The following is an 18,899-nucleotide window of genomic DNA, read 5'->3' on the forward strand; positions in this document are numbered from 1 at the left end:
GCAAAACCCAGGACAGGAAAAATGACATCGGATTGAACGGACACGGCAATTCCCCGAAGGTGTCGGTATTGAACGGGATCTGACGGCGAACGATTGTCAGGCACGATTGCGGCAGGCCGCCCGGCCCCAAGGATCCGGCAGTTGGGCGTTGGCGTAGCCGGAGACGAACCCCTTGCGCTCGCCCAACGCCGTGAACACGCTGCGATGCACGGCACCGATGTTGGCGCCATACACGTGAATGCTTACCGAGACGCGATCGTCATGAGCGTTGCTCACGCGGTGGATGTCGCCGAGACGAGGCGACAGCGTCTGCACATCGCCCGGCGCCAAACGCACGGGAGCCCCGGCCGCCACCGGCACGCCCTGCGCGTCGAGCACGAAGGGTTGCGAGTCCTCCGCGCCACGCAGCATGCCAATGAGCCCCCAGACGGTGTGGTCGTGGATCGGCGTGCGCTGCCCCGGCCCCCAGACGAAACTCACGATCGAAAAGCGTTGCGCGGCGTCGCAATGCAACAGGAATTGCTGATAGTGCTCGGGATGTGGCGTTGCAAACGCATCGGGCAACCAATCGTCGCGCGCGACCAGGCGGGCCAGCAAACCGGCCCCCGCCTCGAGCAGCGTCGCCTCGTGCGGACGGCGCGCGAGCAGGTGCGAAAACTCGGTCACGAAGGTGCGTAACGGCGACAACGTCTCGTAGTCTTGCTCGGGCAGATCGTCATCGAGGACGCTGCCGGTCAACGCTTCTGTCATGCGAAGTTCCGGAAAGCAGCGGGCGCCTGCCTGCCGGCGGCGCCCAGGACGGTGCGGTTGCGCGACGTGCGATGCAGCGGCACGGCGCGTCGCGGTCATGACGCTCCAGCGGATCGTGCCGCGAGAGCCCGTGATTGCCCGAGACCTGCAACGCGAGTTCGGCGCCCGGATTGCATTTCCCGTCACCGTGAACTGTAGCGCACCGCTGGCATTCTCGTCATCGGGTTCTCCGACTTCGCCGATCCATGGACGCCCATGGCCTCGCCCCGAAGCAACTGGCCCGGCCGAGAATCGACGAACTGTCTATGGCGCGACGACGCCGGCACCGCGACACTGCGTAAATCCCCACGCCCGCCTGCGTTCCGCCATGACCGCCACCGCTTCCGCTCACCTGCTGATCGCCTTCACGGCGTACTTCGTCAACGCGGCCAGCCCGGGGCCGAGCAATCTCGCAATCCTGTCGATCGCCGCGAGCCACGGGCGCAGGCCGGCACTGACGTTCGCGCTGGGAGTCATGTCGGGATCGCTCTTCTGGGCGATGGTCGCCATGCTGGGCATTTCGGCCACGCTGCTCGCCTATTCCCAATTCCTGATCGCCATCAAGCTCTTCGGCGGCGCCTATCTGCTGTGGCTGGCCTTCAAGTCGGGACGCGCGGCACTGCGCGGTACTCAGGCGTCGACTTTCGTGCCGATCGACAACGACGGCAGGCTGTCGCTTCAACGCCTGTACGTGCGCGGCACACTGTTTCACCTGACCAATCCGAAAGCGGTGCTGGGGTGGGTTTCCGTCGCCGCACTGTCCTCCCCGCCAAACGGCGGCATGCCGCTGGCGGTAGTGCCCGGCTGCGCCGCCATCGGGATGACGGTGTTCTGCGGCTATGCCGTTCTCTTCTCGACGCACGCAGCACGCCGCCTCTACCTGCGCATTCGCCGCTGGCTCGACGGCTGCCTCGCAGTGGTGTTCGGCACGGCGGGATGGCAACTGCTGATGTCGCGCGTCTGACGCGCCGGACGGATGCCGCGCGTCCGACGCCTGGGGGTGATGTGGCGCATGCGGGCAGGCCCGGGACTTCGGGCATGTTCCGCGTCCGTGGCCGGACGCCGCATGTGGTAGCGTGACGGCTTTCGTCCGCACCACTCGCTTTTCATGACCGATTTCGACGCCGACGCGCTCATGCGCCTCGTGACCACACCAATGCCTTACGGCAAGCACAAGGGCACGCTCATCGCCGACCTGCCGGGCAACTATCTGAGCTGGTTCGCCCGCGAGGGATTCCCGCCGGGCGAGCTCGGCCGTCTGCTTGCCCTCATGCACGAAATCGACCACAACGCACTGGGTGAGCTGCTGCGCCCACTGCGCGCGCAGACCGGGGCGCCGCGCGGCCGGTAAGCCGCGCGGCGGCGACCGGCACGCACGACATCCACAGGGTGTGCGACGTGCCCCTGCGATTCAGCGTTGCGCGTCGAGCGCTAGCATCGGCGGCAGGCGACGGCTCACCCACGCCGTCTGTCGCTCATGCGCATGCGCCAGTTGCAGGACGGCAAGATCGGCCTGCGCCGGGCCGATGATCTGCAGCCCCATCGGCAAGCCCCGGGCATCGAATCCGATCGGCACGCTGATCGCCGGCAAACCCGCCAACGTGGGACCGATGACCACTTCCATCCAGCGGTGGTACGTATCCATCGACTTGCCGGCCACGGCCGTCGGCCAGTGCGTATCGGCATCGAACGGGAACACCTGGGCGGATGGCATCAGCAGGAAGTCGTAACGTTCGAACAGGCGCGCCAGCGAGCGATACCATTCGCTGCGGTCGACACACGCCCGAAAGACGTCGGCCGCGCGCAGCGCATTGCCACCCTCCACTTCCCATTGCGCCTCGGGCTTGAGCTTGTCGCGACGCGCCGGATCGGCGTACATCTCACCCAGTGCACCGTTCACGAGCCAGTGCCGCAACGTGAGCCAGGTCTGCCAGAGACGGTCAGGTCCGAAGTCCGGCGTGCAGGCCTCCACTTCGCATCCCATCGCGGCGAAGTCATGCAGCGCCGCCTCGCACAGCGTCATCACGCCGTCTTCCATGGGCAGGTGCCCGCCATAGTCGCCAAGCCACCCGAGCCTGAGCCCCTTGACGTCGCGTTGCAGCGACGCGGGGAAGTGCGAGACGTCTTGAGCGATCGAGAGCGGACTGCGAGCGTCGTAGCCGGCTTGCGTGACGAGCAGCTGCGCCACGTCGGCGACCGTGCGCCCCATCGGTCCCTCGGTGCTGAGTTGCTGGACGAAAACCTCCGGCGCCGGCCCGTACGGCACGCGCCCTTGCGAGGGCCGGAAGCCGTACACGTTGCCGAATGCGGCCGGGTTGCGCAGCGAGCCCATCATGTCGCTGCCGTCGGCGACAGGCAGCATGCGCAGGGCGAGCGCACTGCCCGCTCCGCCACTGCTGCCGCCCGCGACGCGCGAGGGGTCGTAAGCGTTGCGCGTGGCGCCGAACACCGGGTTGTAGCTGTGCGAGCCGAGACCGAACTCCGAGACGTTGGTCTTGCCGATGAAGATCGCCCCCGCGGCGCGAATGCGGGACACGCTGATACTGTCCTGCGTGTCGGGTGCCGTGGAGGTCAACGGCGAGCCCTTGCGCGTGGGCAACCCGGCGCATGACGCCAGATCCTTGACCGCGTGCGGCATGCCATGCATCCAGCCAAGCGACTCGCCACCGGCCAGTTGACGATCGCGTGCGTCAGCCTCGGCAAGCAGTGCTTCGGCGTCTCGCAACGACACGATGGCGTTGACGGTGGGGTTGTACCGCGCGATGTGCGCGAGGTATGCCTGCATCACTTCGCGGCATGACACGCGGCGCTCGTGGATGGCGTCGGACAGCGCCAGCGCGTCGAGCGCGACGATGTCGTCAAGGGCGGGGGTGTCGTGAGGGCCGATGCGGCTTGCGCGAGCGGCCAGGGACGGTGCGTCTGGCGCGATGGCCATGTCTCTCTCCTTGGCGTGGCGTCGTCGTGGGCGACGCCGTGGTTTGACACGTCATTGTGTGCCAAACCCGCCAAGGTTGCCGAGCGAAAATTATGCCTGTCTCGTCGTCCAACCCCATCGGGTCAGGAGACTGGCATGCACGCCGACGTTCAATGCACGAGCGGGTCGAGACCGGTGGACTGGACGTCCTTCGCCACGTCCGGCGCGGCCATGTACATCAGGAGCTTCTTCGCTTCCTCCGGATGCGGCGCATTGACCGGCACGCCGCCCGCGAAACGCGTGACCGATTGCAGCGACTCCGGAATCTTGCCGGCGAAAGTCACGCCCTTGACCGGCAACAGCTCGCTGACCTGCTGCAACCCCAGCGCATAATCGCCGGCAGCGACCTTTTCGGCCACGGGCGTCTTCTGCACCATGACGCCCTTGCCGCGCATCTGCTCCGCAATGCCGAGCTTCTTGAACAGTTCGCGCTCGACGTACACGCCGCTGGCGCTGTCGGAATACGCGACCGACTTCGCCGCAAGCAACGCCGCCCTGAGCTTCTCGGGCGTGCTCACGTCGGGCACGGCCTCGCCGGCCTTGACGACCACGCCAATGCGCGAGTCCGCCAGATCGACGCGGGAGTCGGCCCGCACTTTGCCGGCCTTGATGAGATCGTCGAGCGCGTAACCGACCATGATCACGGCATCGGCCGTTTCGCCGCGCGCCAGACGATTGGGGATGGCCTCGGGCGCCTTGCCCATCGACGGGCCCCACGCGGTGTCGACGTGGTCACCGCTCGACGCTTCGAACCGGGGCAGCAGCAATTTGTACGCCGCGGTGAAACCGCCGGAGTTCATTACGTGCAGATCTTCCGCGCTGGCAGGCGTGGCGGCGAGCAGCGTCGCCGCGGCAATGCCGGCGCCGAAGGCGGTGAACAGGCGACGCATGCGGGCCTGGGCAGCAGTGATTTTCATGGTGTTGTCTCTCTGAATTTTGCTTGTTGTGGAAGCGGACGCGCGGCGGCGTCCGGCAGGGAAATCCGCCTCAGGCGCGCCGTCCCGCCGGGGAACGCTCGCGCCGAAGCGAGGCGCGCGGCATCAGCCCGCGGCGAGTTCCGCGCTCGGGCGGCCCTGGCCGCCCGGGCGGCGACGATAGAGCAGCAAGGTGGCGCAGATCGCACACAGCGCAGCGAAGCTCATCCAGTAGCCGGGCGCCGCTTTGTCGCCCGTGGCGTGGATCAGATACGTCGAGAGCGCGGGCGTGAAACCGCCGAAGATTGCCGTGGCAAGACTGTAAGCGAGCGAAAAGCCGGCCACGCGGACTTCCGGCGGCATCACTTCGGTCAGCGCCGGGATCATGGCGCCGTTGTACATGCCGTACAGGAAGGACAGCCACAGCAGTGCAACGAGCATGCGCGAGAAGCTCGGCGCCTGCACCAGGAACGTGAGCACGGGGTATGCCGAGACGAGCGTGAGACCGGCGAAGAGCAGCAACACCGGGCGACGCCCGATACGGTCGGACAACGTGCCGCCGATCGGCAGCCAGATGAAGTTCGACACGCCCACGCACAGCGTGACGAGCAGTGCATCGGCGCTCGACAGATGTAGTACGCTCTTGCCGAACGTCGGGGCGTAGACGGTGATCAGATAGAACGCCGTGGTGGTGAGCGCCACGAGCATGGTGCCGCCGATGACCACACCCGCGTTGGCGGCCATCGATCGGAACACCTCGCCGAGCGACGGATGGCGCTTGCGCTGCTTGAACTCGTCGCTTTCCTGGAGCGAGCGGCGCAGGGCGAAGATCACCGGCACGATCATGCAGCCCACGAAGAACGGCAAGCGCCAGCCCCAGGCCGCGATCTGTTGCGCACTCAGCGTGAGCGAGAGCGTGAAGCCGAGCGCCGCCGAGACGACGATGGCGACCTGCTGGCTGGCGGACTGCCAGCTGGTGTAGAAGCCCTTGCGTCCCGGCGTGGCGATTTCAGCCAGATACACCGACACGCCGCCCAGCTCCGCGCCGGCCGAGAAGCCCTGCAGCAGACGTCCGACGAGCACCAGCACCGGCGCGGCAAGCCCGATCGTTTCGTAGCCCGGCACGAAGGCAATGAGGATCGTACCGCTCGCCATGATGGCCAGCGTGGTCACCAGACCCTTGCGCCGGCCGACGTTGTCGATGTACGCGCCGAGCACGATGGCACCGAGCGGTCGCATCAGGAAGCCCGCGCCGAACACCGCGAAGGTGAGCATGAGCGACGCGAACTCGCTGTCCGTCGGAAAGAAGACCCGGGAAATCTGGGTGGCGTAGAACCCGAACAGGAAGAAGTCGAACTGTTCGAGGAAGTTGCCGGCAGTCACGCGCAGGACCGCGCCGGCTTTTGAGGGGCGACGCGAAACCGCGTCATTGGGGCGCTGTGACATGCGCTGTCTCCGTGTTGCTTGCGGCCCGGAGGATCGGGCCGTCAATGAATCGACGTTCTGCGTCTTCGCCAAGGGCGCTTTTCATCGCCATGGACGCATTCTGGAAGGCGCCAATGTTGCGCCGGAAGTTCGTCGCTTGTGAATTGCAAGTTTTGGAAGGATTGATGCACATAGGCTATCAATCGTAGAGTGCTAATGCGCCTACCGAGTGGTAACACGCTACACTTCGCGGCAACCCGCCGGACGCCGCGATGCCGGCCGGCGCGCTCGCGTCCCCTGCCCCTGACTTCTGGATGCCCCAACGACATGGCGATCAATTTCGACCTGAACGATTTGCAGGCCTTTCGCGCCGTGGCACAGCTCTCGAGCTTTCGCCGCGCGGCCGAGTCGATTCATATCTCGCAGCCGGCGCTCTCGCGCCGGATCGACAAGCTGGAGGAGGCGCTCGGCGTCAAGCTGTTCGAGCGCAGCACGCGGCGCGTGGCGCTCACCAACGTGGGCCGTGCGTTCGCCCGCGACGCGGAGCGGATTCTGGACGATCTGGACAATGCACTGCTAGGCATTCGCGACGTGGCTTCGTCGAGCCTCGGGCACGTGACCATCGCTTGTGTGCCTTCGGCGGCGTACTACTTCATGCCGCAGGTCATTTCGCGTTACCACCGGGCGTTCCCGCGCATCCGTATCTCGGTACTCGATGCCAGCGCGAACGAGGTGCTGGCAGCGGTGGCCAACGGCGACGCGGACTTCGGCCTGAATTTCATCGGCAGTCAGGAGCCGAACATCGAATTCAAACTGTTGCTCCAGGAGCGCTATGTGGCGGCATGTCGCCGCGACCATCCGCTTGCCGGCAAGAAGCGCGTGACGTGGCGCGAACTCTACGAGTACGACTACATCACGGTGGGCAAGGCCTCGGGAAACCGGCTGCTGCTCGATCAGGCACTGACGGGACTGCCGCAGCGGCCGCCGAGCATTTGCGAGACACAGCACGTCACGACCATGCTCGGTCTGGTCGAAGCGGGGCTGGGCGTGGCGGCGGTACCGACGATGGCCATGCCCGGCGGGGATCACCCGTTGCTGACCAGTGTGCCGCTGGTCGATCCGGTCGTTAGCCGACGGGTCGGCATGATCCGGAGCAAGGCGCGCCCGCTCTCGCCCGCCGCGGCGCAGCTGTACCGCTTCGTGGCGGAGATGAAGGTGGGGACGCGGCGGCGCGGCAACGACCTCTTATAGCCGAATCAAGTGAAATGCACGCACCGAAACACTTTGTTACCCGTCTTACGCCAGGCGAAACAATGGGACTGCAGCGAGGGGCCGGCGCGTCTTTATACTTGCGTCGCGTCAATCCGAATGGAAATCAAGACCCATGTTCAAGCGAATTTTTCCGATGATGGCGATCGCCGCTCTGGCCGCCACCACTTCCCTGACGGCTTCGGCCAGTGATATGAACAATGCCCTGGGCGGTGCGCTGGGCGGTGTCGCGGGCGCTGCCGTGGGCGGCGCGCTGGGCGGCAGCACCGGCGCCGTGGTGGGCGGTGCGGTCGGCGGCGGCGCCGGCGGCGCGATTACCTCGAACCGCCGCGAGCGCACCGGCGCCATTCTGGGCGGCGCATTGGGCGGCGGTGCCGGCACCGCGGCAGGCAATGCGATGGGCGGTCGCTCCGGCGGCCTGATCGGCGCAGCCGTGGGCGGCGGCGCGGGTGCCGCGCTCGGCGGCAACATGTCGCGCTCGAGCTCGTACGACGACGACTATCGCGGCAAGCGCCGCGGCCATCGCAAGCACCATCATCATTGATCGGCCGGCGCCCGTCTGGCACGATGCGCCTCGCACGCCCCGCGTGTCCCGATTTTCGCGGGTCACGCCGGGCAGGCGAGTCACCGGCGCCCCGGCTCCGGTAAATAGGGGCCGATTCCCGTCGGGTAACTGCCGGGGATGAGCATCGACGTATCGAGGCGGTCGATCGTCGTGCGACCGGTCAACGCCATCGTCACGTCCATTTCCTTCGCGATCACCTCGAGCGCGCGATGTACGCCCGCCTGGCCCATCGCGCCCAGGCCATACAGGAACGGGCGCCCGATCAGCGTGCCTTTCGCGCCCAGCGCCAACGCCTTGATCACGTCCTGCCCCGAGCGCACGCCGCCGTCGAGCCAGACTTCCATGTCGCGGCCCACGGCCGAGACGATGTCCGGCAGGGCTCGGATCGTCGAGATCGCGCCATCGAGCTGACGTCCTCCATGGTTGCTCACCACGATCGCATCCGCGCCCGTATCACGCGCCGCGCGCGCATCTTCCGGGTCGAGCACGCCCTTGAGCACGAGCTTCCCCCCCCAGCGCCTCTTGATCCACTCGACATCGTTCCACGACAGGCACGGATCGAACTGCGCCGCCGACCACGCGGCGAGCGAACCGATGTCGTCCACGCCCTTGGCATACCCCACGATGTTGCCGAACGTGCGGCGTCGCGTGCCGAGCATGCCCATGCACCAGCGTGGCTTGGTCATCATGTTCGCGATGTTCGGCAACGTGAGCTTGGGTGGCGCCGACAGGCCGTTCTTGATGTCGCGATGACGCTGGCCGCTGATCTGCAGATCCATCGTCACCATCAACGCCGAACACCCCGCCGCCTTGGCGCGGTCGATCAACCGTTCGATAAAGTCGCGATCGCGCATCACGTACAGCTGGAACCAGAACGGCGCCTTGGTGTGCGCCGCCACGTCCTCGATGGAACAGATCGACACGGTCGAGAGCGTGAATGGCACCCCGAATGCCTCGGCCGCACGCGCCGCAAGGATTTCGCCATCGGCATGCTGCATGCCGGTCATCCCCGTCGGTGCCAGCGCCACCGGCATGGCGACCGGCGTTCCCAGCATCGTCGAGCGGGTGCTGCGATGCTCGATATTGACCGCCACCCGCTGACGAAATCCGATGCCGGCGAAATCCGCCTCGTTGGCGCGATAAGTGGACTCGGTCCACGAACCTGAATCGACATACTCGTAAAACATGCGCGGCACCCGCCGCTGCGCGAGAACCCGCAAGTCCTCGATGGTCGTAATCACTGCCATGCCACGTCTCTTCTTCTGTCCTGCTCTGCTGGGAATACCCGCGCACAATGTCTCGCGCCACGGGAATTAGTTAATATCTTCTATATTCTTATTTATGCCTGACGAGGTCGACGAGCGACTGCGCGTTCTTGATCGTCTTGAGCACGATGTTCGACTGAATCGACATCACGGCCGGCGCGCGGTAGAGCTCATTGACGATGAAGTCGGAGTAATGCGCGAGGTTACGCGCTCTTACCGTCAGGATGTAATTGGCCGAGCCCGTGACGATGCGAGCGGTGACCACTTCGGGCCAGTTCTGCACGCACGCCAGAAACTTTTCATGCCACTGCTCCACGTCCGGCCGCAGCGTGATCTGCACTAGCGCTTCGAACTCCAGCCCGATATGCTGTGCGTCCACGATGCAGCGATACCCGGAAATCACCCCGCGATCTTCGAGCAGCTTCACCCGGCGCAGGCAAGCCGACGGCGACAAGCCGACGGCATCGGCAAGCTCCTGGTTGGAGATGCGACCATTGAGTTCGAGATGGCGAAGAATGCGCAGATCGGCAAGGTCGAGGTTCATTGGCAGAATCCGTCAAGTTTTCACGGATTCTGGCAGATCCTTCGAATCACCGCCAGTTCTCCGACAGAAATAGCGAGCAAGTTCCGTTTTGCGTTGAGATGCCGGTCCCTGCCCACGAAGCCGGGTGCCCGAGGCATGCCGGCACGTCGACATGCCGGGCAGATTTCGGCGATGGCTGCTGTCGTGCCGAATCGCTCCGCGCGCTGCGAAATCGGACGCAGACGCGGAGGCTTGAACACGCCCTGAACGTCTACAAGACAACAAAGGAGACTCATGAAGTCCGCAATTCCGGCCGGTCTGGCCGTTCTCTCGGCCGCCTGCGGCCTTGCCTTCAGCACCGCCGCCGCAGCGCAAAGCTCGGTCACCCTTTACGGGATCGTCGACCAGAGCGTGCGTTACCAGACCAACGCCAACGCGAACAACAACGCCCTCTGGCAGGTCACCAACGGCGCCGTGACCAACAGCCGCTTCGGCTTCAAGGGATCGGAAGACCTGGGCGGCGGCACGAAGGCGATCTTCCAGCTCGAGTCCGGCATCCATCCGCAGAACGGTCAACTCGCGAACTCTCCGCGCCTGTTCGACCGCTACGCGTTTGTCGGCCTGCAAAACCAGTACGGCACCCTCAAGATCGGCCGCCAGGCCACCGAGGCGTTCAACGTCTACGGCGACTTCGATCCGCTCACGATCGGCAACTACACGAACAATTCGTGGATGTACAACATCACGCGCGGGCGCGTCGACAATGCCGTGAGCTATGCCGGTACGTTCGGCGGCCTGTCGGTCGGCGCGACCTACGGTTTCGGCAACACCGCCGGCACGATGGCCGCCAGCAACTACTGGGGCGCGCGCGCCGCCTACGCCATGGGCCCGTTCCAGGTGGCCGGGGTCTACCAGCAGGCCCGCGACGCCGCCAAACGCGTGCAGCAGATGTGGGGCCTGGGCGGCATCTACAGCGTTTCCATCGCCAAGGTGTTCGTCGGCTACATGGGCGGGCGCGATCGTAGCGGCTGGCTCGACGGCACGCTCAACGATCCGGCTCACACGGTCGCCACCGGGAACCTGAACGACAATCCGCGCAAGGACATGACGTTCTATCTCGGCACCACCGTGCAGGCCATGCCGAACCTCGCCATCACCGGCGCGGCGTATTTCGACGACATCAGGAACATCAACGCGCAGCCGGGCGATGCCGGCTCGGGCCGCCGCTATACGTATGTTCTGCTCGCCGAGTACGCGCTGTCCCGACGCACGCAGATCTACGGCACCGTCGATTACAACAAGGTGAGTGGCGCGGCGCGCGTCGAACTGCCGGGCAATTCGACGCAGGTGGGCGTGGCTACGGGTATCCGCCACATCTTCTGAGCCTTCGGCGCGACACGTTCGCGCCGGAGCGGCAGCGATCCTCGCCCATCCTCGCCGTCAGCATGCCCCGCGTCGGGCGGCCACGCTAGCGGCCCGACGCCTTGCGCTGCCGCACGGTGCGCTCGAGCAGATAGCGCGTTTGTTCGAGCACGGCGTCGCGCACCATCCGGTTGCGTTCGGGGTTCGGCTCGCCGCCCCATCCCATCGAGCAATCGACCGAGCGACGCATCACGCGAAACGCCATGCCCAACGTGCTGATGCACACGGCACGAATGCGCATCGCCTCATCGTCGGGCGCCACGCCGGCAAGGCGCGTCACGATGCCTGAGCCGACCGCCGCGAGACGCCGCGAGACACGCTCGTGGAACACCTTGAAGCCCGCCTCCGGCCCCAGGCCCGCCTGCTCGCGCGCCATGAACATGTGCCAGCCATCGATCTCCGGCACCTCCTCCATGAAACCGGCCTTGCGGTTCTGCAATTCGAGGAACGCGTCGATGAGCTGCCGGTCGGTCGAGGCCGGATCGATCAGCACCTGCTCGGCCGCTTCGATCGCTGCGCTCATCTGCCCAAGGATGAGGTCCGCAATGTACTCCACGCACGCCTTGTACACCCCTTCCTTATTGTCGAAGTAATACTGCAACGCCGGCGCGTTCACGCCCGCCTCGGCGGCGATGTCGCGCGTGGATGCCCCCACGAATCCATATTCCCCGAAGCACTTGATCGCCGCCAGGATGATCCTCGCGCGAGTTTCCTCACCACGCTGATACCCCGTGTCGACCGCATGGCGCGGGCGCGCGGCGGCGCCCCGTGCGCGCCCTGCGCGTGAAGTCGCTGTCATGTCACTCCTTGCTTGCGAATACTTTCGTCAAAAATATAACACTTGACATAAATCGATCAACTGGAATAATTCTGCCAATTGGAATAATTCTGGGGAACGCTCATGACGACGGCAGCACAGGTCAAACCGGCGGAATCGACGCATGGCGCCGCGCATGCGGCCGATTCGCCCGCCGCCAGAGACAGCGGTGCCGAGGCGAGCGCGCGCACGCCCGGTCCAACGCAGTCCCCGACCAATCCGCGTCGCAAGCGCCTTTTGCTCGGCGCGCTCGCGCTGGGCGTGGTGGTGGGCCTCGGCTGGGGCGTGCATTGGTGGTTCGTCGGGCGTTACATCGAATCCACTGACGATGCCTATCTGCAGGCCGACAGCATGACCGTCGCGCCGAAGGTCGGCGGCTACGTCACCGAAGTATTGGTGCGCGACAACGAAACGGTGAGCGTCGGCCAACCGCTGGTGCGGCTCGACAACCGACAGTACCAGGCGGCCTACGACGAGGCGCGGGCGACGGTCGTCGCCCGGGAGGCCGACGTTGCCCGCGCGCAGGCCGAACTCGCGCAGCACGCCGCCACCATCGCTCAGGCGCGGGCGGAACTCGACAGCGCACGCGCGAACGCGGCGTATTCCGCCGGTCAGGTCAGGCGCTACGCCCCGCTCGTGGCCACGGGTGCCGAGACGGACGAGCGCCTGGCCGAATTGCGCAATGCAAGCACTCGCGCCGACGCCGCACTCAAGAGCAACGAGGCCAATCTGCAGTCGACCCGGCGCCAGACCGATACGCTCGATGCCGCACTCGCGCAGGCCCGGGCCCAGTTGGCGGTGGCGCAGGCCAGCGCCCGCAAGGCGGAGCTCGATCTGGCTGACACCGTCGTCAAGAGCACGCTGGCCGGCCGCGTGGGTGATCGCGCCGTTCGCGTTGGCCAGTTTGCGCAACCGGGCACGCGCCTGCTGACGGTCGTGCCGGTTCAAAACGTCTATCTGACGGCAAACTTCAAGGAGACGCAGGTCGGTCGCATGCGTGCCGGACAACCGGTGACGGTGCACGTCGACGCACTGCCGGGCGAGCCGATCCACGGCGTGGTCGACTCGCTCTCGCCCGGCACCGGCGCGCAGTTCGCGTTGCTGCCCGCGCAGAACGCCACGGGCAACTTCACCAAGATCGTGCAGCGCGTACCGGTGCGCATTCGGCTCGACGTGCCCGAATCCGTGCGCGCGGTGTTGTTGCCGGGATTGTCGGTGACGGCCGACGTCGACACCCACCGTCGGGCGCAGGACGCACCGCCCGGACAGGTGCAACACGGCAGCAACGCCTCGCAGACGACGCTCTCGCTGAGCGCGCCGCTCGACGCGTCGGTGAGGCCTGCCGTGAGCGTGCCGCCGAACACCGGTGACGTCTCGCCTGCGTCGCATAACGAGGGGGTGCAGCGTGGCTGACGCCAGCCTGGCAGGCACCGCGGCGCCCGGCGCCATGCCGCGCAATGCATCGGCGACGGACTGGGTGGCGGTGGCCGCCGGGGCGCTCGGTGCCCTGCTCGCCACGCTCGACATCTCCATCACGAACTCGGCGTTGCCGCAGATTCAGGGGCAGATCGGGGCGTCAGGCACCGAGGGCACGTGGATCTCGACGGGCTACCTGATGTCGGAAATCGTGATGATTCCGCTCGCCGCGTGGCTCACGCGCGTGCTTGGACTAAGACGTTTCCTGATGCTCAACGCGGTGTGCTTCACGCTCTTCTCGATGATGTGCGGCGTATCGGGCAGTCTGGCCGAGATGGTCGTCGGACGCGTCGGGCAAGGCTTTGCCGGCGGCGCGATGATCCCGACCGCCCAGATGATCATTCGCACCCGGCTGCCGCGTCATCAGATGCCCGTGGGCATGGCGATGTTCGGCCTGATCGTGCTGCTCGGCCCACTGCTCGGGCCGGTGGTCGGCGGCTGGTTGACGGAGAACGCCAACTGGCGCTGGTGCTTCTTCCTGAACCTGCCGATTTCCGCGGCCATCGTCGGGCTGCTGATGCTGGGTCTCAAGCGCGAGCCGACCGACCTCCAGGCGTTCTTCAAGGCGGACTGGCTGGGGATCGTGGGCCTTACCATCGGACTGAGCTCGCTTACCGTGGTGCTCGAGGAAGGTCAGCGCGAGCGCTGGTTCGACTCGCACATGATCATCTGGCTCACGGCGCTCTCGGTGATCGGTATCGGCATGATGCTCGTGGCGCAGTTCACGGCCGAAAAGCCGATCGTCAAGCTCGCGCTGCTCGGCAACCGCAACTACGCCAGCGTCATCTACATCGTCTTCACCGTAGGCGCGGGCCTGTACGGCGTTTCGTATTTGCTGCCGCAGTTTCTCGCGACGATCGCGGGCTACAACGCACAGCAGTCGGGCAACATCATGCTGCTCTCGGGCTTGCCCGCCTTCCTGATGATGCCATTCCTGCCGAGGCTCATCAGCCGTGTCGACATTCGTCTGCTGGTGATTCTCGGGCTGCTGTGCTTCTTCGGCAGTTGCATGCTCGACATCGATCTCACCGCCCAGAGCGTGGGTCACGACTTCACCGTGTCGCAACTGCTGCGCGGCGTGGGGCAGATGCTCGCGATGATGCCGCTCAACCAGGCGTCGATGGCGGCGGTCGACGCTCAGGATGCGGGTGACGCCGCCGGGTTGTACAACATGGCCCGCAACCTCGGCGGCTCGGTCGGGCTGGCCCTGCTCGGCACGCTGATCGACCGCCGCACGGACTATCACGACGCCATGCTGCGCGAGACGATCACCGCCAACAGCGCCATGGGCCAGGCGCACCTCGCGGCCAACGCGGCGGGCTTCTTCTCGCAATCGGGCGACATGGTGCACGCGCAACTGCAGGCCACCGCGCAACTGGCCGCCGAAATCGCACGGCAGGCCAGCGTGATGACGTTTTCCGAAACCTTCTTCGCATTGGGTATCGCACTGCTGCTTTGCGTGCCGCTTGCCCTGATGCTCAAGCAACCGACCGGCTTCAGTGCCGGCGGGCATTGAACGACATGACGCTTCCTATCAGAACGCTGGCCGTCGCGGCCGCCTTGCTCGTCACCGGGTGTACCGTCGGTCCCGACTACCACGGCGCGCCCGAGGTCGCAGGCGAGGCGCTGCGCACGGGCGGCACCTTCGCACACGCCGGTGAAGGCGTCGAGGCGCATGCGCCCGGCGTCGCACGTTGGTGGACGACGCTCGGCGACGCCCAGCTCACCGCGCTGATCGACGATGCCATCGCGCGCAGTCCCGACATTCGCGCGGCGCAGGCAAAGGTGCGCCAATCGCGCGCGAGCTTGCGCAGTCATCAGGCCGATCTGCTGCCCAAGGCCGGCGTCGACCTCACCATGGTGCGCACGCGCTCTCCCGACCTGAGCCTGCTCGGCGGACAAAGCGGCGGGAGCGGTGGAAGCGGTGGGCGGGGTCCGCTCGACCTGTATCTCGCCGGGTTCGACGCCAGTTGGGAAATCGATCTCTTCGGCGCCACGCGCCGCGCCGTGGAAGCCGCCAGCGCCGACGCCGATGCCGCCTCGGAGGACCTTGCCGACGCGCACGTACAACTCGCTGCCGAAGTGGCGCAGACGTACGTTGCCTTGCGCGATCAGCAGGCTCGCCTTGCGCTGGTGCGCGATTCGGCGCAACTCGAAGGCGAAATGCTCGATCTCACGCGTCAGCGCCGCGCGGGTGGCGTGGCGTCGGAGCTGGACGTCGAACGGCTCGTCACGCAAGTGGAACAAACGCAGTCGCGCGTGCTTCCGCTGGAGGCCGATGTCATCGAATCGCTCGATCAGTTGGCACTGCTCACGGGCCGCGCGCCCGGCGCGCTCGACGCGGCACTGAAAGTGCCCAAGGCCTTGCCGAGCGTGCCGGCCAAGGTCGCGATCGGCGATCCGTCAGCGCTGTTGCGGGCCCGCCCGGATATTCGTGCCGCCGAGCGGCGCCTCGCGTCGCAGAACGCCCAGATCGGCGTGCAGACGGCGAACTGGTTCCCGAAGCTCTCCCTCATGGGTGAACTCGGATACTCGGCGCTCGATCCGGGCCATTTGGTGCGCAAGGACAATTTCAGCTGGATGGCGATGCCGCGACTGCAATGGAACGTGCTCGATTTCGGCCGTACGCAGGCCGGCGTGGACGGTGCGAAGGCCGGTCGCGACCAGGCGCAGGCGAAGTACGAAAGCACCGTATTGGGCGCGCTGCGCGATGCCGACGTGGCGCTCGCGCGTTACGGGCATCAGCGGGAAAACGTCTTCCGCCTGCGCAGCGTGGAAGCCTCGGCGACGCGCGCGGCCACGCTGACCCGGCAGCGCTATCGAGCGGGCACCGCCAGCACGCTCGACTGGCTCGACGCGGAGCGCACGCGCTTCTCGGCTGAACAGGACCGTATCGCCGGCGACGCGCAACTGCTGAAGTCGTTCGTCACGCTGCAAAAAGCGCTGGGACTCGGATGGCAGGTCGGGCCGGAAACGACGCACGCCACGGACACGTCGCGAGTGCCCGTTTCGGCGGCGCCTTCGCCCGTGTCGAGTCGGGGGCCCGCGGGCGCCTAGGTGACAGCGTTCGTCCGCCCAAACGAAAAACGCTCCAGAAGCTTTCGCCTCTGGAGCGTTTTTGCCAACTGAGTTGGCGCGGCTGGCAGGATTCGAACCCACGACCCCTTGGTTCGTAGCCAAGTACTCTATCCAACTGAGCTACAGCCGCACGTACTGCACGAGACACCTGTCAGACGATCCTGCTGCTGATCGGCATTCCCGAAAAACTAAGGGCCTCCCCGTGAGGAGACCCTCGAAATAAGATGGCGCGGCTGGCAGGATTCGAACCCACGACCCCTTGGTTCGTAGCCAAGTACTCTATCCAACTGAGCTACAGCCGCGCTGTGAGAACAGAATTATGTAAGAAACCGACCCGTCACGCAAGTGTTTTTTGCAATTCTTTTGCCGCACCCCCGATTTGAACGTCGCTTCGGTCATTCCATGCGGGATTAGCGCGGAATCCCCTCCACTGGCAAGACTTTGCCGCTAGAGCAAACACTCCACGCAAACCCGCATCAAATCAGGGCTTTCCATGTGCTCGCCTCGGATACGGCACGGTATGCTACGGCTTTTTGCAACGCAACGACGAGTGCGTTCACCGCGCACGCGAGACCGCAACGGGAACGAGACGCCCGGGCGCGGCCCCCGCTCTCGCGTCGCCGCAAGCAATGCGATCAAACGACGCACCGCGCGCCCTGGCTCTTCCCCCGGCGACGACGATGCGATAAAAACCAAATTCAAGGAGGCGCTCATGGAAAAAGTCTGGCTCAAGAGCTACCCGCCCGGCGTGCCGGCCGAGATCGACGTCAACCAGTACCGTTCGCTGAACGATCTGTTCCTGCAAAGCTGCCGCAAGTTCGCGGATCGTCCGTCGTTCACCAACCTCGGGGTGACGATGACGTTTGCCGAACTCGAGCGCAAATCGCGCGACTTTGCCGCCTATCTGCAAAGCCTGCCCGGGCTGGAACGCGGCTCGCGCGTGGCCATCATGTCGCCGAACCTGCTCCAGTATCCGGTTGCGGTCTTCGGCATTCTTCGTGCCGGCATGGTCGTGGTGAACGTGAACCCGCTGTACACGGCGGGCGAGCTCGAGCACCAACTCAAGGACGCCGGCTGCGGCGCCATCGTCGTCATCGAAAACTTCGCCGCCACGCTGCAAAAGGCACTTCCGAACACACCGGTCAAGCACGTGATCACCACCGCCATCGGCGACCTGGTGCCCGCCCCGAAGCGCTGGATCGTGAACTACGTCGTGCGCCACGTGAAGAAAATGGTGCCGGAGTGGAACATCGCGCACGCGGTACCGTTCCGCACCGCGCTGGCGCAAGGCGCTCGCGCGAAGCATGACGAAGCGCAACTCGGTCACGACGACATCGCCTTCCTGCAATACACCGGCGGCACGACCGGCGTGGCCAAGGGCGCCATGCTCACGCACCGCAACATGATCGCCAACATGCTGCAGGCACGCGCCTGGATCGGCTCCGGCCTCGAGGAAGGCAAGGAGATCATCGTCACGGCCCTGCCCCTGTATCACATCTTCTGTCTCACGGCGAACTGCCTGGTGTTCCTGCAACTGGGCGCGCTCAACCTGCTGATCACCAACCCGCGCGACATGCCCGGCTTCGTCAAGGAGCTCGGCAAGTGGAAGTTCACGTTCGTGACCGGCGTGAACACGCTCTTCAACGGCCTGCTCAACACCCCCGGCTTCGATCAGCTCGACTTCAGCTCGCTCAAGTGCGCGCTGGGTGGGGGCGCCGCCGTACAACGCGCGGTCGCCGAACGCTGGCAAAAGACCACGGGGCATCCGCTCATCGAGGCGTACGGCCTGACCGAGACGTCGCCGGCCGTCTGTATCAATCCGATGGGCAGCGAGTTCAACGGCTCGATCGGCCTGCCGATCTCCTCGACCGAAGTGAGTATCCGCAACGATGCCAACGAAGCCCTTGGCTTCGGCCAGGAAGGCGAAATCTGTGTGCGTGGGCCACAGGTGATGAAAGGCTACTGGCACCGGCCCGACGAGACCGCCAAGACGATCACGCCCGACGGCTGGCTGCGCACCGGTGACATCGGCACGATGGACGACCAGGGCTACGTGCGCATCACCGATCGAAAGAAGGACATGATCATCGTGTCGGGCTTCAACGTGTATCCCAACGAAGTGGAAGCGGTACTCGCGATGTGTCCGGGTGTGCTGGAGTCGGCGGTGGTCGGCGTGCCGAGCGAGCGCACGGGCGAAGCCGTCAAGGCGGTGATCGTCAAGAAGTCGCAAGACCTGAGCGAGAAGATCGTGATCGACTTCTGCCGTCAGCACCTGACGAACTACAAGGTGCCGCACGTGATCGAGTTCCGCACCGAACTTCCGAAGACACCGGTGGGCAAGGTACTGCGCCGCGAACTTCGCTGAGCATTGCGCGCGATCCG

Annotated in this window: 16 protein-coding genes and 2 tRNA genes; 9 read left to right on the top strand and 9 right to left on the bottom strand. The window is 65.7% G+C overall.

Annotated elements, in window-relative coordinates:
• Nucleotides 1–96 precede the first annotated feature (96 nt).
• Complete coding sequence (locus tag PMO31116_RS10795) at nt 97–750, bottom strand: cysteine dioxygenase family protein (protein ID WP_150566722.1); 654 nt, start codon at nt 748–750, stop codon at nt 97–99.
• Nucleotides 751–1,117: 367 nt separating this feature from the next.
• On the opposite strand from PMO31116_RS10795, the gene PMO31116_RS10805 reads away from it, so the two are divergent.
• Together PMO31116_RS10805 and PMO31116_RS10810 are read left to right on the top strand one after the other, a co-directional pair.
• Nucleotides 1,118–1,753 (top strand): LysE family translocator, encoded by a 636-nt coding sequence (locus PMO31116_RS10805; protein ID WP_150566723.1) that lies wholly within the window; start codon nt 1,118–1,120, stop codon nt 1,751–1,753.
• Between the two features lie 144 nt (nt 1,754–1,897).
• Nucleotides 1,898–2,140, top strand: coding sequence for a DUF3820 family protein (locus PMO31116_RS10810; protein ID WP_150566724.1), 243 nt, complete (start codon nt 1,898–1,900; stop codon nt 2,138–2,140).
• A gap of 60 nt (nt 2,141–2,200) precedes the next feature.
• Here the strand turns inward: PMO31116_RS10810 and PMO31116_RS10815 are convergent, their stop codons facing one another.
• From PMO31116_RS10815 to tcuC, 3 genes are all read right to left on the bottom strand, one after another.
• Nucleotides 2,201–3,724 (bottom strand): amidase, encoded by a 1,524-nt coding sequence (locus PMO31116_RS10815; protein ID WP_150566725.1) that lies wholly within the window; start codon nt 3,722–3,724, stop codon nt 2,201–2,203.
• Between the two features lie 149 nt (nt 3,725–3,873).
• Entirely contained in the window at nt 3,874–4,653 is a 780-nt protein-coding gene (locus PMO31116_RS10820; RefSeq protein ID WP_150566827.1) for a substrate-binding domain-containing protein, read from the bottom strand.
• A gap of 150 nt (nt 4,654–4,803) precedes the next feature.
• Nucleotides 4,804–6,123 (bottom strand): MFS transporter, encoded by a 1,320-nt coding sequence (tcuC, locus tag PMO31116_RS10825; protein ID WP_150566726.1) that lies wholly within the window; start codon nt 6,121–6,123, stop codon nt 4,804–4,806.
• Between the two features lie 306 nt (nt 6,124–6,429).
• Between tcuC and PMO31116_RS10830 the strand changes: the two genes are divergently transcribed.
• Nucleotides 6,430–7,353 (top strand): LysR family transcriptional regulator, encoded by a 924-nt coding sequence (locus PMO31116_RS10830; protein WP_150566727.1) that lies wholly within the window; start codon nt 6,430–6,432, stop codon nt 7,351–7,353.
• A 133-nt stretch (nt 7,354–7,486) separates the two neighbouring features.
• Entirely contained in the window at nt 7,487–7,915 is a 429-nt protein-coding gene (locus tag PMO31116_RS10835) for a hypothetical protein (protein ID WP_150566728.1), read from the top strand.
• 80 nt (nt 7,916–7,995) lie between these two features.
• On the opposite strand, the gene PMO31116_RS10840 is transcribed toward PMO31116_RS10835, so the two are convergent.
• Both PMO31116_RS10840 and PMO31116_RS10845 read right to left on the bottom strand, forming a co-directional pair.
• On the bottom strand, nt 7,996–9,183 hold the full coding sequence (locus PMO31116_RS10840; protein ID WP_150566729.1) for an alpha-hydroxy acid oxidase: 1,188 nt from the start codon (nt 9,181–9,183) through the stop codon (nt 7,996–7,998).
• Nucleotides 9,184–9,271: 88 nt separating this feature from the next.
• Nucleotides 9,272–9,745 (bottom strand): Lrp/AsnC family transcriptional regulator, encoded by a 474-nt coding sequence (locus tag PMO31116_RS10845; RefSeq protein ID WP_150566730.1) that lies wholly within the window; start codon nt 9,743–9,745, stop codon nt 9,272–9,274.
• A gap of 273 nt (nt 9,746–10,018) precedes the next feature.
• On the opposite strand from PMO31116_RS10845, the gene PMO31116_RS10850 reads away from it, so the two are divergent.
• A complete protein-coding gene (locus PMO31116_RS10850; RefSeq protein WP_150566731.1) occupies nt 10,019–11,107 on the top strand; it encodes a porin in 1,089 nt (362 codons plus the stop codon).
• A gap of 85 nt (nt 11,108–11,192) precedes the next feature.
• Here PMO31116_RS10850 and PMO31116_RS10855 read toward each other — a convergent pair whose 3' ends face one another.
• Nucleotides 11,193–11,945, bottom strand: a complete 753-nt coding sequence (locus tag PMO31116_RS10855; RefSeq protein ID WP_150566732.1) for a CerR family C-terminal domain-containing protein — start codon at nt 11,943–11,945, stop codon at nt 11,193–11,195.
• Nucleotides 11,946–12,047: 102 nt separating this feature from the next.
• Here PMO31116_RS10855 and PMO31116_RS10860 point away from each other — a divergent pair, with 102 nt between their 5' ends.
• The 3 genes from PMO31116_RS10860 to PMO31116_RS10870 are packed head-to-tail and all read left to right on the top strand — an operon-like array spanning nt 12,048 to nt 16,496.
• Nucleotides 12,048–13,376: an HlyD family secretion protein gene (locus tag PMO31116_RS10860; RefSeq protein WP_150566733.1), complete on the top strand. Its 1,329-nt coding sequence runs from the start codon at nt 12,048–12,050 to the stop codon at nt 13,374–13,376.
• 34 nt (nt 13,377–13,410) lie between these two features.
• Nucleotides 13,411–14,955, top strand: a complete 1,545-nt coding sequence (locus PMO31116_RS10865) for a DHA2 family efflux MFS transporter permease subunit (protein WP_150566828.1) — start codon at nt 13,411–13,413, stop codon at nt 14,953–14,955.
• 5 nt (nt 14,956–14,960) lie between these two features.
• The gene (locus tag PMO31116_RS10870; RefSeq protein ID WP_246185243.1) at nt 14,961–16,496 is read left to right on the top strand and encodes an efflux transporter outer membrane subunit; all 1,536 of its coding nucleotides are present in this window, start codon (nt 14,961–14,963) and stop codon (nt 16,494–16,496) included.
• Between the two features lie 74 nt (nt 16,497–16,570).
• Here PMO31116_RS10870 and PMO31116_RS10875 read toward each other — a convergent pair.
• Both PMO31116_RS10875 and PMO31116_RS10880 read right to left on the bottom strand, forming a co-directional pair.
• Nucleotides 16,571–16,647: transfer RNA gene (locus PMO31116_RS10875), tRNA-Arg, on the bottom strand.
• 95 nt (nt 16,648–16,742) lie between these two features.
• Nucleotides 16,743–16,819: transfer RNA gene (locus PMO31116_RS10880), tRNA-Arg, on the bottom strand.
• A 410-nt stretch (nt 16,820–17,229) separates the two neighbouring features.
• Here PMO31116_RS10880 and PMO31116_RS10885 point away from each other — a divergent pair.
• Nucleotides 17,230–18,882, top strand: a complete 1,653-nt coding sequence (locus PMO31116_RS10885) for an AMP-binding protein (RefSeq protein ID WP_150566734.1) — start codon at nt 17,230–17,232, stop codon at nt 18,880–18,882.
• Nucleotides 18,883–18,899 lie beyond the last annotated feature (17 nt).

Source organism: Pandoraea morbifera, from assembly GCF_902459575.1.
Lineage (GTDB): Bacteria > Pseudomonadota > Gammaproteobacteria > Burkholderiales > Burkholderiaceae > Pandoraea > Pandoraea morbifera.